Raw genomic sequence first — 13,450 nt, 5'->3', positions numbered from 1 at the left:
AAGGGCGCCCGTCCGCGTCGATGGCGGGCGAGGTCGAAGAGCGGATTCTCGATGCCGCGACATCGATGTTTCTCGAGTATGGTTTTGCCGGGGCATCGTTGGAGCGGATTGCCGAGAAGGCGTCCGCCAGCAAGGCCACGGTTTACAGCCGCTACGCGGGGAAGGAAGCGCTTTTCGCCGACGTGGTGAGACGAAGCGTGGAACGCAGCATGCGGATCATCCAGGAGTCACCGCAATTCGATTCGTTGCTGGAACGGCTGACCTATGCCACCCGGGCGCTGGTGACGCGTCTGTTGAGTGACGAGGTGATTGGACTGATCAGAATGGTCGTGGCGGATGCGCCGAGATTCCCATTGCTCGCTCAGTTGGCGCACGAACGAGGCCGCTTGCGCTCGATCGAAGCGGTCACGGCGGTGATTACGGAGCATTCGGGGCAGCCCCGCGACGCGCGAACCCGGGCGGCGGTCAAGCGCAATGCGCGGATTCTGGCAACTCAGATGCTGGATGCCATCGTGGCGCCGCTCATGATGCGGGCCATGCTAGGACAGGATCTGGAAGCCTTGCGTGGAGAGATCCGCTCCCACATCAATCAGACGCTAGCCATCTTCGTGGCGGCGAACGCGCTCGAGCCGTTTCTTTGAGGCTTCAGGTCGACGGGGCTGCGTTGAAACCGATCGACGCAACGGTAGTACCGCAGCAGGATCCGGAAGTCATGTTCATGCTGCTCGTCAACGGCATCGGCAAAACCGTCTCGACTAGCCCTGTGCTGAGCCCGTTTTCGCCGCCAAGCTTAACCGCGCCTGCGGAATCCAGGTCCCCGTGCCAGCCGCGAGCGATGTAGCCAGTTCCAGCAGGGGCACGATTCGCCGTTGTTTTTTCTGGACATGGTTCTGCGCGATATCGGCAATCCTGTGATGGAGAAACGGATTCATGAAGCGCTCGCGCACCTCGTCCAGATACGCGAGCGCATCCTCCCGCTTTCCCTGCGCCTCGAACACCGGTATCACCTCGTCCATCCAGACCGCCTCGAGTTCGTTGCGTAGCGCGGGATCCTGCATGGCGTGGTAGACCGTCTCGTCTTGCGGCCGGGCATCGAGCAGCCAGCGTTCGGCGAGGAACGTGTGTCCGAGGTTCAGCAAAAATAGTTTGAGTTGCTCGACATGCTTCAGGTCGTCGGTCAGCACGATCGACGCATGGGCGCAGGGCACCTGCAAGCGTGGTTGCCTCTCGATGGCCCACAGCGCGTAAGGCTCGGCAACGGCGCCCACGGGACTGATCGACTCGGACACAATCCGGTCGACTAGCGAATTGGCCCACACGCAATGCCCGCTCAGATAGCGAATGAATTCGCGAGGCACGTGTCGTTGCGATGCAAGTCCCACCACGATCGCCCTCAGCATTTCGCCATTTTTTTCGAGCAGTTCGCAGGGAAAAAGCGAGAGCGGTGCGTTGGGCTGGCTTTGCCAACGCGCGTACAACAGGGCCGCCAGTTTGGCCGGAAAACTGTGCGGCGCGTGCGTTGCGGCGGTTAGGTCGTACGCATCGTCGCGCTTATCGAGTTGGTAGCCGCGGTCTCCCGTGTTCGACACGATGATCTGCACGGGACCGCGGACGGCCTCGCGGATTCGCGCCCAGTCGGTTCGCGCATGGACGGCCTGAAGGATCGCACGGCCGGCGAGCGTTTCGTCGACCACCTCGCCGCGAAGTAATCCGCGGATTCGGACGGGGTAAGGCCGCCCGCTTGCAAGCGCGGCGACCCGCGCTGTGCTCTCCGCGTTCTCGGTGGTTTGTACGACCACGATGCCGCCGAGCGCATCGCCCGACTCGAGCGCCTGCGAGATAAACAGGTCGACATGCGCCTGCAGGAATCGGCTCGTGCCGAATTGCAGGATCGGCTGGGTCAAAGGCCTGGACAGCATGCCGGAGCCTGCATCGACATCACCCATGCCTAGCATTCCACGATGGCTTTCACGACGCCGCCCGCCGGGTCGAGCAGCGTAGCGAACCTGGCGGGCACATCGGCGAGCGCGAGCCGGTGGGTATTGAGCGCGCGGTCTGGAATCAAACCGGCTCGCATGGCCTTGACCACCGTGTCGAAATCCTCGGCGGTGGCGTTGCGGCTGCCGAGCAGGGTGGCCTCGCGTTTGTGAAACTCGGGATCGGAGAAGGTGATGGTGTCGGCTACGATCGACACCAGCACATATCGCCCCCCGTGCGCGATGAATTCGAAGCCGCGTTCCATCGCCTTGGGGTTGCCTGTTGCATCGAACACGACGTCGAAGAAATCACCGTCCGTGAGCGCGGAAAGTTGCGGCTTGTCGTCCTGCCCGATCTGCACCGCGGCGGCGGCGCCGAGTTGCTGCACGCAGAAGTCGAGGCGATCGGCGCGCGTGTCGAGTGCCGTCACCGTTGCGCCGCGAAGCGTCGAAAACGTGAGCACCGCCATGCCGATCGGGCCCGCCCCCACCACGAGCACGCGCTCGCCTTCTTTCACGTCGGCGCGCCGGACCGCGTGCGCGCCGATCGCCAGGAATTCGACCATGGCCGCCTGATCGAGCGTGATGCCTTCGGCCTTGTGAACGAACTGCGCGGGTACGCTCAGGTATTCGGTGAACGCGCCGTCGCGATGCACGCCGAGCACCTGAATGTTCATGCAGCAATTGGTTTTGCCGCGTCGGCATGCAATGCATTGCCCGCACGACAGGTAGGGCATCACGTAGACCGGATCGCCAGCCACCAGTCCGCTACCCACCGGCGCCTGTTCGACGAGACCGGACAACTCGTGGCCCATCACGCGCGGATAAGCCAGATACGGCTGATTGCCGGTAAAAATATGCAGGTCGGTTCCGCACACGCCGACGCGTTTTACGCGCACCAGCACCTCGTTGTCGAGCGGCTCGGGCTTCGTTCGTTGTTCGGCGCGTAGTGTGCCGGGCGTCTCGCATATCACCGTAAGCATAGCAATCCTTGTCTGGCCGTTCAGGCACGTCAATACAGCACGTTCTTTGCAACCGGCTGGTCGATGTTGTCTTTCGTCACGATCACAACGCCCGTGTCGCGGTCCTTCGGCACAGGCTTTTTCTCGATCAGGCTGATCACCGTTTTCACGCCGAGATCGCCCATCTGATACGAGCCCTGTACGGCGGTGGCGGCGAGCGTGCCGTCCTTGACGAAGCCTTGCAGGTCCTGATTGCCGTCGAAGCCGATCGCGATCACTTTGCCGGCCTTGCCCGACTGCTCGAGCGCGCGGCCCATGCCGACCGCGGTCGGTTCATTCGCGCCGAAAATGCCTTTGAGATCCGGATTGGCGGTGAGCGTGTCGGTGGTCTGGTTCAGCGCGGTCGCCATCTGCGAGTTCGAATAGAACGGTCCAACCACCTGAAGTTGGGAATGCGCCTTCAGATAGTCGCGGAAGCCGCCGACCCGGCCGATCTCCGAGCCCGCACCCGCAACGTACGACATGATCGCAATCTTGCCGGTCTGGCCGATCCGGTCGATCAATGCCTTCGCGCATAGCTCGCCGGCTTTCTTGTTATCGGTCGACAGGAACGACTGGTAATACTGCTTGCCGGAGTCGGCCAATGCCGAGTCAATGATCACGACCGGAATATGCGCCTCCCAGGCTTTCTTGACGGCAGGCACCAGGGCATCGGGATCGGACGGTGCCAGCACGATGCCGGCGACCTTGCGATTCACGGCGTTCTCGACCATGTTGACTTCGTCGGCAATCGCCGTCTCGGTCGCGGGACCCTGGAATGTCATCGTGTAGCCTTTTGCGTCGCCTATCGCCGCGGCGGCGCCTTTCTGGACGTTTTGCCAGTAGTTGGAACTCGAGGTCTTGACGATGACCGCGATTTCGCCGCCGGCGGCGTGGGCGAGTCCGGTTGCCAGCGCCAGCGTGGCGGCCAGCAGGCTCAGTTGAAATGTGCGCATGTCTCTACTCCTGGGGAGAGTTGTTGTCGTACATGGACGTCTCGGCGCGGCGGAACCTGTCGGCCGGCGCGCCGATGGAGGTCACCGGCGATTGCGAAGCTGGTCGATCCAGACAGTGCCCAGAATGACCAGGCCGATGATGATTTGCTGAATGAAGCTGGACACCCCATTCATGTTCAGACCGTTGCGCAGAATGCCGATCACGAAGGCGCCGATGGCCGTGCCGGAGATCGTGCCGACACCCCCCATCAGCGAGGTGCCGCCGATCACGGCGCTCGCGATTGCATCGAGCTCGTACATCACGCCTTCGTTCGGCTGTGCGGTCAGCAGACGCGACATCAGCACGCAGCCCGTGACGCCCGCGAGCGCACCGGACAGCACATACGTGAACAGGGTCACGCGCGCGACGTTGACGCCGGACAGCCGCGCGGCCTCCGCGTTCGAACCGACGGCATAGATATGACGGCCGAGCGTCGTGCGGCTCAGCATGATCGACACCGCGACGGCGATCACGACCATCAGCAGAACCGGATAGGGGATGCCGGGAAACGTCACATCCGGGAACCCGTCCGCACCGATCGTTTCGATCCGGAAAAGTGAGCCGTTGCCGAGCACGCCGAATGCTTCACCGAGTCCCGACACGGGGCGCGCGCCCGTGATTTGCAGGGCGAGGCCGCGCGCCACCAGCATCATGCCGAGCGTGGCGATGAATGGCGGCAGGCGCATGCGCGTCACACACAAGCCGTTGACCACGCCGCACAGCGCACCGACAACGATGCCGACCAGCATGCTGAGCGTGACAGGCAGGCCCGCCTTGACCGCGAGGGCCGCGACCACGCCGGAAAGCGCGAGTACCGAGCCGACCGAAAGATCGATCCCGCCGGTGATGATCACGCAGGTCGCGGCAACGCCGAGATAGGCGATCGAGGTCACCTGCAGCGCGACGGTCATGGCGTTGTCGACCGTATGGAATGCTTCGCTGGTAGAGGAAAAGACCACGATCATGACGATCAGGCTGCCGAACGCGGCGAACTTCTGGATCAGATCTTTGCGCCGTTCATTGGCGAGGGACGGCGAAGGGCGCGTGACCGTGCTCATTGCGCGTCTCCCGATGAACCCGACGTGTGCGGGTCGACCATGCGACCCGAGGCGTAGTGCATGATTTCTTCCTGACTCGTCTGACGGGTGTTGAGAATGGTCACGAGCTCGCCCTCGTGGAAGACGGCGACCCGATCGGTCATGCCAAGTATTTCGGGTAATTCCGAGCTGATCATCACCACACCGATACCCTGTGCGGCGAGCCCGTCGAGTAATTCGTAGATCGCGTATTTGGCGCCGACGTCGATACCGCGCGTGGGTTCGTCGAAGAACAGCACGCGCGACTCGCGGAACAGCCACTTGCTGATGACGACCTTCTGCTGGTTGCCGCCTGAGAGGTTGCGGGCGATCTGTCTGACGCCCGGGGTGCGGATGCCCAGTTGGTCGATATAGCGCTGCGCCACCGCGGCTTCTTCCGCGAAGCGGATAAAGCCGAAGCGGTTCGATACCGCGTCCATGTGCGCGAGCGTGATGTTGCTGGCGACCGGCATATTGATCGACAGACCATTGGCCTTGCGGTCCTCGGACAGATACGCAATGCCGTGACGGATCGCGTCGACCGGCGAGCGGATCGCGAGGGGCTCGTCGCCGAGATATACCGTGCCGCCATCGAGCGGATCGGCGCCGAAGATCGCGCGGGCGACTTCGGTTCGGCCGGCGCCCATCAAACCCGCGAAGCCAAGAATCTCGCCGCGCCGCAGAGCGAAACTGACGGGGCCGAACACGTTCGTGCGCGTCAGTCGGTCGACGCTGAGCAGTACGTTGTCGGCCGGCGTCGACGTGCGCGGCGGAAACTTGTCTTCGAGCGAACGGCCGACCATGCGCGCGACGATCTGATGGATCGTGGTGTCCTGAAACACGTCGGTCGAGACGTAGCGTCCGTCGCGCATCACGGTGACCCGATCCACGATGCCGGTCATTTCATCGAGCCGGTGCGAGATATAGATGATGCCCACGCCAACGCGCTTCAGTTCGTGAATGATTCGGAAGAGCTGGCTTGTTTCCGATTCCGTGAGCGACGAAGTCGGCTCGTCCATGATCAGCACTTCGGCGTCGAGCGAGAGCGCCTTGGCGATTTCCACCATCTGCCGTTGCGCGACGGATAGCGTGCGTACCAGCCTCCCCGGCGCGATATCGACGCCAAGCCGGTCGAGGCAACGTTGAGCGTCGGCGCGCAGACGCACGCGATCGACGAAGATCCCGCGGCGCGGCTCGCGTGCCAGAAAGATGTTCTCGGCCACCGAGAGGTGCGGCACCAGGTTCAGCTCCTGGTGAATGATGGCGATGCCTGCGGCCTGTGCCTCCAGCGACGACGTGAAGTGCCGCTCGCTGCCTTTGTAGAGGAGGATGCCCTCGTCGGGCGGGTACTGGCCGCTGATGATTTTCATCAGCGTCGACTTGCCCGCGCCGTTCTCGCCGCAGACCGCGTGGACCTCGCCACGCCGCAGATCGAAACTGACGGCGTCGAGCGCGAGCACGCCGGGGAACCGCTTGGTGACGTGAGTCAGCCGGAGCAATTCGGCCTTGTCGGGAGCGTTCGCGGCGCCGGGTGTCAGGTTCGCGAGCGATCCACTCGCTGGGGTGGACGGTGTCGCGGCGGTGGACGCGCGGTGCTCGCCCGGTCCGGGCTCGAAACGATTGGCATGACCCGAGTCCGCCCGCGCCGACAGGGTGCGGCGCTGAACGGGCTGGCTTGGAAATTCCAGCAAGTCTGTCTCCTGTTCGTCACTCCGCGGGGCGGGGACGACTTTAGGTTCCTGGCGGATCTGCGCTGAGACCGACCGCAAACGCAGCCGGTCAGCATGCAATCGATCATAGGTAGGGATCGCAAATTGGTCAAGCCACTTATTCGGTGTCGATCAGATTTGGAGATCTTTGGATGGGTTTGGTTGGTCGAAATATTTAAAAAATGGACGTAATTTATGCCTGTATAGAGCTAGATGCCTGCGAGGCGACGGCTTAGTTTATAATTTCTTCAAAGTTTAGAAATTAAATTGGCCCGACCAATTAACGGCATATGTGCCTTGCGCGGCCAACGCGTTTGGAGAGGAAATTGACGAACACGCAGCTCAGGCAGGTCGAGACCAAGCGCTTGTACCAGCACATCGCGGATCAGATCCGCTCGCTGATTCAGTCAGGCGGATTCGCGCCGGGCTCGCGTTTGCCCCCCGAGCGCGATCTTGCGCAGCAACTGGGGGTGTCGCGGCCGTCGTTGCGAGAGGCATTGATCGCGCTCGAGATTTTCGGCTCGGTTGAAATTCGCCAAGGCTCGGGCGTCTACGTTTGCCGCGCAGCGGATCGCCCCGTCAGCGCAATCGCAGGATTGGGCGAGAGCCCGTCTGAGCTCATGCAAGCCCGCGCGGTGCTGGAGGGGGCGGTCATTGTGTTGGCCACGGCGCTGATTACGCCTGACAGTCTGGCCCGTTTGCGCGAGACCCTGGACGCGATGCGCGCGAACGTCGACGAGGGGCGCTCGCCGCTCGACCATGATCGCGCGTTCCATGTGTGCATTGCCGAGATGAGTGGCAACTCGGTGCTGGTTCGGATGGTGGCCGAACTGTTCGACGAGAGGCATAGCCCGATTTCAGCGCGCCTTAGCGGTCACGCGGAGACGAGCCAGACCTGGGCGGCGGCGCTGGTGGAGCACGAGGCGATTTATCGCGCGCTGGAAGACCGTGATCCGTTAGCCGCGCAGTCGGCGATTCGCAGCCATCTCAAGGCGTCGGGCACGCGCTGGATCGAAGGTGGCTGAGGCGGCGCGGACGTGGCGCCGAAGATTTCTTCGCCCCGAGCGTGGGCAGGAAGCGTGATCTATTTCGAGGTTTACCCTTAGTCGAACGCCGATCTCCCGATTTACAGGGGCTTTATTGCCGGGCATGCCCCCGGGTCCTACCGGCGTGCGCGGCTCCACGGCGCAGCCGTTCAGAGGGTAAGTCACTGTTTGTCATGGTGAATTTTTGCCATCACGGCCCGGACACCCGTCACGGGTCCGAACTTGAGTGAGCAAGGTTCAAACTTAAGTGAAGCTCGACATCCCATCCCTTCTTGAATTTGTCACCACCCGTCCATATAATTAGCACTCGCTGCACGAGAGTGCTAACAACATCGCCGGTTGGCTCCGCCAGCCGGGTTTTCTCAGCGTTCTTCAGTCTCAATCAAGAGAGGAGTATGTATGAACCTTCGTCCTTTGCATGATCGCGTGATCGTCAAACGTCTGGATCAAGAAACCAAGACTGCGTCGGGCATCGTGATCCCCGAAGCCGCAGCAGAAAAGCCGGATCAAGGCGAAATTCTGGCAGTCGGCCCGGGCAAGCGTGACGACAAGGGCGCACAAATCGCGCTCGACGTGAAGGTTGGCGACCGCGTCCTGTTCGGCAAGTACGCAGGCCAGACCGTCAAGGTCGACGGCAACGAACTGCTCGTGATGCGCGAAGAAGACATCATGGCCGTGGTGCAGAAGTAAGCGCTGGTCGCTACTTTTCCCGGTCATAAGTCATATCCCAAAGAATTCAAGGAGTTAGAAGATGGCAGCTAAAGACGTCGTATTCGGTGATTCCGCCCGTGCCAAGATGGTTGAAGGCGTGAACATCCTCGCGAACGCTGTGAAGGTCACGCTGGGTCCGAAGGGCCGCAATGTGGTCCTGGAACGCAGCTTCGGCGGCCCGACGGTCACGAAAGATGGTGTCTCGGTCGCGAAAGAGATCGAACTGAAAGACAAGCTCCAGAACATGGGCGCGCAAATGGTCAAGGAAGTCGCTTCCAAGACCAGCGACAACGCAGGTGACGGCACCACGACCGCAACGGTTCTGGCTCAGTCGATCGTCCGCGAAGGCATGAAGTACGTTGCATCGGGCATGAACCCGATGGACCTGAAGCGCGGTATCGACAAGGCTGTCACGGCTGCAATCGAAGAACTGCGCAAGATCAGCAAGCCGTGCACGACCAACAAGGAAATCGCGCAAGTCGGTTCGATTTCGGCTAACAGCGACTCGTCGATCGGCGATCGTATCGCTGAAGCCATGGACAAGGTCGGCAAGGAAGGCGTGATCACGGTTGAAGACGGCAAGTCGCTGCAAGACGAGCTGGACGTTGTCGAAGGTATGCAATTCGACCGCGGCTATCTGTCGCCGTACTTCATCAACAACCCGGACAAGCAGGTCGCCGTTCTGGAAAACCCGTTCGTGCTGCTGCACGACAAGAAGGTCTCGAACATTCGTGACCTGCTGCCGGTACTGGAACAAGTCGCCAAGGCTGGCCGTCCGCTGCTGATCATCGCAGAAGACGTCGAAGGCGAAGCACTGGCAACGCTGGTGGTCAACAACATCCGCGGCATCCTGAAGACGGTTGCTGTGAAGGCTCCGGGCTTCGGCGATCGTCGTAAGGCCATGCTGGAAGACATCGCGATCCTGACCGGCGGTCAAGTTATCGCTGAAGAAACCGGTTTGACGCTCGAAAAGGCAACGCTGGCTGAACTGGGTCAAGCGAAGCGCATCGAAGTGGGTAAGGAAAACACCACGATCATCGACGGCGCTGGCGAAGGTGCAAACATCGAAGCACGTGTGAAGCAGGTTCGCACGCAAATCGAAGAAGCTACGTCGGACTACGACCGTGAAAAGCTGCAAGAGCGCGTTGCCAAGCTGGCAGGCGGTGTTGCAGTGATCAAGGTCGGCGCTGCGACCGAAGTCGAAATGAAGGAAAAGAAGGCACGTGTCGAAGACGCACTGCACGCAACGCGCGCAGCTGTGGAAGAAGGCATCGTTGCTGGTGGCGGTGTGGCGCTGATCCGCGCTCGCACGGCTATCGCCGGCCTGAAGGGCTTGAACGCCGATCAGGACGCAGGTATCAAGATCGTTCTGCGCGCAATGGAAGAACCGCTGCGTCAGATCGTCACGAACGGTGGCGAAGAAGCCAGCGTCGTGGTGGCAGCTGTTGCAGCTGGCACGGGCAACTACGGCTACAACGCAGCAACCGGCGAGTACGTCGACCTGGTTGACGCCGGTGTCGTGGACCCGACGAAGGTCACGCGCACGGCTCTGCAAAACGCAGCATCGGTGGCAGGTCTCCTGCTGACGACCGACGCAGCTGTTTGCGAACTGCCGAAGGAAGATGCTCCGATGGGCGGCGGTATGCCCGGCGGCATGGGCGGTATGGGCATGGACATGTAATTTCGATTGGGCCTCGTCAGAGGCTCGGTTGGAACACATGGGGAGGCGCGCTGCGAGGCGTGCTTCCCAAAAGCAAAAACCCGCAGAAATGCGGGTTTTTGCTTTTGGGGCGAGGGTGTTGAATGTCAATGCGATAAGCGCGGAAAAAGAAAAGCCCGCACGAATGCGGGCTTCTTCTAGTGATGACACAGCGCGCAGCGCGCTACCGTGGCTAACGCATCTCGACAGCGATAAACGTCAGCGCCGGCGCCAGCGTTTAATGCCGTGCTTCGCCCGGCGTTGCACCTTTGCCGGCAGTCGGCGGCGTTTCATCGTCGCTGCTGCGGGCCCAGAAGAAACGATCCGGCAGATACGCGCCCATGCCCGGCCGGAACGCATTGCGCACCGCCTGATATAGATACTCCTGCGCCTCGCGCACCGCCTCGGCGGGGTCTTGCCCGTTGGCCAGCAACGCGGCGATCGCCGCGCCCAGCGTGTCCGTCAACCCCATGATCCGATGGCTGCCTCGGTCCCACGTGTCCTGGCGCAACTGGCCGTCTTCGCTGAACAGCGTATTCACGTGCCGGTGCGTGCCGGTTTCCGTCGACAGAATGTATTCGCAGCCTTGCGACAGCAGATGCGAGATCGCCGCGTCCAACGTTGGCGATTCGGCGTCGCCGTCGGGCTGGGCCAGCGCGAGCAGCGTGGTTGCGTCCGCAACCAGCAGCGTGGTTTGCGGCGCGAGCAGGTCGGCGATCGCTTCGCGCAGTTCGTCGGCGGCGAGCACGTGCTCGTCGTCGAGCGTGAAGTCGGGGGCGAGAATCAGCGGAATGTCGTCGTAATCGGCGACGACTTCGGCAATCGCGCTCACCACTTCCGCGCGCGTGCAGGCGCCGACCTTGAACGCCGCAATCGGCATGTCTTCCAGCAGCATCCGCGCTTGAGTCGCGACGACTTCAGGGTCGAGTCCGGTGACTTCGTCGCAACTGGCCGAGTCGCGCACGGTGTAGCCCGTGAGCACGGAGACGCCATGACAGCCCATGCTGGCAAGGGTCATCAGGTCGGCCTGCAGGCCGGAGCCGCCGGTGGGATCGGAGAGGCCGAAGGTGAGGACGATCGGAGGTGTGTCGCTGGGCATGAAAATTTGCAAAAAGGAGCTAAATTTGGGCGCGGACCGTGCGCTATCGGCTCAATTATGCGGCCTAAACCGTCGCGAGGGCGTTTTTTCGCACGCCTGCGCGCGTGGTCGCGTGTGAGCGCCAGCACCCGTGCGGCAAGCCGCCGCTACAGCGTTCTTGAGCCGACGCAAACGGCATAAGCAAAGGCTGCCGCGCGCTACGCTTGCGCGTTTCTGATTGCTAGGCATTGGGGCGGCAACACGGTACCATCATGGCTCCCGTTTCCACGGACTCTACTGCGCGACACAAGAATGGAATATCAAAGCTGGATGTGCCTGATTTGCGGCTGGATTTACGACGAAGAAGCCGGCTTGCCGGACGAAGGCATTGCGCCGGGCACCCGCTGGGCGGACGTTCCCATTAACTGGACTTGCCCGGAATGTGGCGCGCGCAAGGAAGACTTCGAGATGGTCCAGATCTGAGGTTGCGATCCGGCGGCGCGCATTGTCATCGAGCGCGCCGTGGGTGTCCTGCCGCAGCGGTAATCTGTCATTGTCCTGTCACCGGTTCGCGCGCTAGCCGAGCAGTCAGCGTGCGGCGCGAAGCGGCGGCCCGTCAGCTTCCTGTCGCCCGCTCATGACTTCACGACCCGCCGCACCCGTTTCCTTCGACGCCTTGCCGAATCCACGCGGTGGCGCGGTCCGTCCCGCTGAGCTTGCGCTGGCCGAAGCGCTGCTGGCATTCGAACAACATACCGAGAGCACCTCGGCGCTGCTGCGCGCGTCGCACGCATTGCGCGCGGCCGGCTGGCTGAGCGCGCAGCGTTTCGCCGACGCCTTGGTGCGGCTGTCGCCGCTCTCGGAAGACGATCCGTCCGGCGCCGACACTGCGCGTGCGGTGTTCGGCGCGGCCTTGCGTGATTTTCGCGCGGCGCTCGAGCGCCACAATCTGCGCGAGCTGTCCTGCTCGCCGGCACTCTTCAATCACTATCGCGCGGTCTGTGCGCATTTGTCCGAGCACACGCCGGGTTCCACCGTTGTCTTCGAAGATCTTGCGCTGACCGCGCGTCCGGTGCCGCCGGTGTCGATGCACGCGCAGTCCGCCGATCAGTTGGCCCATTTGCGGGCGCGTTATGAACGCGCGCTGCTGCCGGTGCTGCGCGCGCAGCCCGACACGGGCAGTGCGGCCGCGCGGGCGCTCACCAACGCGGCGCTCGACGAACTGGACGCCGTGCTCACCGAACTCGCCGGCCCTGACCCCTACGATTTCTGGCGGCTCGCCAAGGCTTGCGCGAAAGCGTTGCGGGTCGGCGGCCGGGCGACCGGCGACGTTGATGCGCGGCGTTTCTACGCCCGTTGCAATCTCGCACTGGCCGATCATGCACGCGGTATCCAGCGCGCGCCGCGGTCGCTGGTGCGGGCCACGCTGGCATTACTTTGGCGCGACTACGCCTTGTTCGGCGCCGCCGCCGAAGACGCCGATCAGGTCGAAGTGCTGCACGACTACGGCTTGACCGTCGACTGGCACGTCGCCGGCACCCAGGCATCCGAAATGCTGTGGGAGGCGGGCGCCGTGCAGGCGCAATCGCTCAACGCGGCGCGCGGCATGCTGACGCGCGAGCTGGGCGTGCTGGCGGTCAACTCGCACGCGTACGAAGATTTCCTGCAGACGGCGGATGCGTCGATCTCCGCGCTGACCGAGCATGCCCGCGCGGCCGACCAGCCCGAGAAAGCCGATCCGAGCGAAGCGCTGCAAGCCGGCGACGCCGCTTACCGGCTCGGCGCCGCGGCGTGCGCGCTGGGCCTCGGTCATGTGGCGCTGCTGGCCGATGCGCTGGGGCTCGCGTGGCGGCGTCGCGCGCATGCTGCAGTCGCGACGCCCGCGGTGCGCGCGCACGTGATCGTCGGTGCGCCGGCGGCGAGCACGTTGGAGCAAAGCGCCGAAGCGTTGCGTGCGACGCTGCACAAGGTGGCCGCGGGTGTTGCACCGGCCGGTGGCGGCGCCGCGCTGGCTGGTCTCGCCGCGTTGACGCGCGCGATCGAGCAGGGCGGCGAATAAGATTTGCCCATAGCAAAAACGCGGCCCGCCGGCACATAAACACGCTCGTGCGAAATGCCGCGAACCCTACGCCATGGCACACGCGGGCGTGCGTGATAG

At 62.9% G+C, this 13,450-nt stretch carries 12 protein-coding genes; 6 read left to right on the top strand and 6 right to left on the bottom strand.

Annotated elements, in window-relative coordinates:
* Positions 1–20 precede the first annotated feature (20 nt).
* Entirely contained in the window at positions 21–641 is a 621-nt protein-coding gene (locus HWY05_RS24550) for a TetR/AcrR family transcriptional regulator (RefSeq protein ID WP_051980587.1), read from the top strand.
* Between the two features lie 114 nt (positions 642–755).
* Here the strand turns inward: HWY05_RS24550 and HWY05_RS24545 are convergent, their stop codons facing one another.
* The 5 genes from HWY05_RS24545 to HWY05_RS24525 form a co-directional block, all read right to left on the bottom strand.
* Positions 756–1,904, bottom strand: coding sequence for a mannitol dehydrogenase family protein (locus tag HWY05_RS24545; protein ID WP_176060042.1), 1,149 nt, complete (start codon positions 1,902–1,904; stop codon positions 756–758).
* A gap of 44 nt (positions 1,905–1,948) precedes the next feature.
* Positions 1,949–2,959, bottom strand: a complete 1,011-nt coding sequence (locus tag HWY05_RS24540; protein WP_176059905.1) for a zinc-binding alcohol dehydrogenase family protein — start codon at positions 2,957–2,959, stop codon at positions 1,949–1,951.
* 29 nt (positions 2,960–2,988) lie between these two features.
* Complete coding sequence (locus tag HWY05_RS24535) at positions 2,989–3,933, bottom strand: ABC transporter substrate-binding protein (protein WP_035552716.1); 945 nt, start codon at positions 3,931–3,933, stop codon at positions 2,989–2,991.
* Between the two features lie 81 nt (positions 3,934–4,014).
* Entirely contained in the window at positions 4,015–5,031 is a 1,017-nt protein-coding gene (locus HWY05_RS24530) for an ABC transporter permease (RefSeq protein WP_035552714.1), read from the bottom strand.
* On the bottom strand, positions 5,028–6,587 hold the full coding sequence (locus HWY05_RS24525) for a sugar ABC transporter ATP-binding protein (protein WP_176060041.1): 1,560 nt from the start codon (positions 6,585–6,587) through the stop codon (positions 5,028–5,030). The genes HWY05_RS24530 and HWY05_RS24525 overlap by 4 nt, the downstream gene beginning before the upstream one ends.
* A 497-nt stretch (positions 6,588–7,084) precedes the next feature.
* Between HWY05_RS24525 and HWY05_RS24520 the strand changes: the two genes are divergently transcribed.
* From HWY05_RS24520 to groL, 3 genes are all read left to right on the top strand, one after another.
* The gene (locus tag HWY05_RS24520; protein ID WP_244146685.1) at positions 7,085–7,783 is read left to right on the top strand and encodes a FadR/GntR family transcriptional regulator; all 699 of its coding nucleotides are present in this window, start codon (positions 7,085–7,087) and stop codon (positions 7,781–7,783) included.
* 420 nt (positions 7,784–8,203) lie between these two features.
* Positions 8,204–8,494, top strand: a complete 291-nt coding sequence (gene groES / locus HWY05_RS24515; RefSeq protein ID WP_007178996.1) for a co-chaperone GroES — start codon at positions 8,204–8,206, stop codon at positions 8,492–8,494.
* A 61-nt stretch (positions 8,495–8,555) separates the two neighbouring features.
* Positions 8,556–10,196 (top strand): chaperonin GroEL, encoded by a 1,641-nt coding sequence (gene groL, locus HWY05_RS24510; RefSeq protein WP_035552711.1) that lies wholly within the window; start codon positions 8,556–8,558, stop codon positions 10,194–10,196.
* A gap of 256 nt (positions 10,197–10,452) precedes the next feature.
* Here groL and HWY05_RS24505 read toward each other — a convergent pair whose 3' ends face one another.
* The gene (locus HWY05_RS24505) at positions 10,453–11,313 is read right to left on the bottom strand and encodes a hydroxymethylpyrimidine/phosphomethylpyrimidine kinase (RefSeq protein ID WP_035552709.1); all 861 of its coding nucleotides are present in this window, start codon (positions 11,311–11,313) and stop codon (positions 10,453–10,455) included.
* Positions 11,314–11,604: 291 nt separating this feature from the next.
* On the opposite strand from HWY05_RS24505, the gene HWY05_RS24500 reads away from it, so the two are divergent.
* Both HWY05_RS24500 and HWY05_RS24495 read left to right on the top strand, forming a co-directional pair.
* On the top strand, positions 11,605–11,775 hold the full coding sequence (locus HWY05_RS24500; RefSeq protein ID WP_013338354.1) for a rubredoxin: 171 nt from the start codon (positions 11,605–11,607) through the stop codon (positions 11,773–11,775).
* Positions 11,776–11,929: 154 nt separating this feature from the next.
* Positions 11,930–13,351 (top strand): hypothetical protein, encoded by a 1,422-nt coding sequence (locus HWY05_RS24495; protein ID WP_176059903.1) that lies wholly within the window; start codon positions 11,930–11,932, stop codon positions 13,349–13,351.
* Positions 13,352–13,450 lie beyond the last annotated feature (99 nt).

The organism is Paraburkholderia sp. BCC1876, assembly GCF_902833695.1.
Lineage (GTDB): Bacteria > Pseudomonadota > Gammaproteobacteria > Burkholderiales > Burkholderiaceae > Paraburkholderia.
Note: the sequence above shows the minus strand (reverse complement) of the source record. Positions and strands in the feature narration are given on the sequence as shown.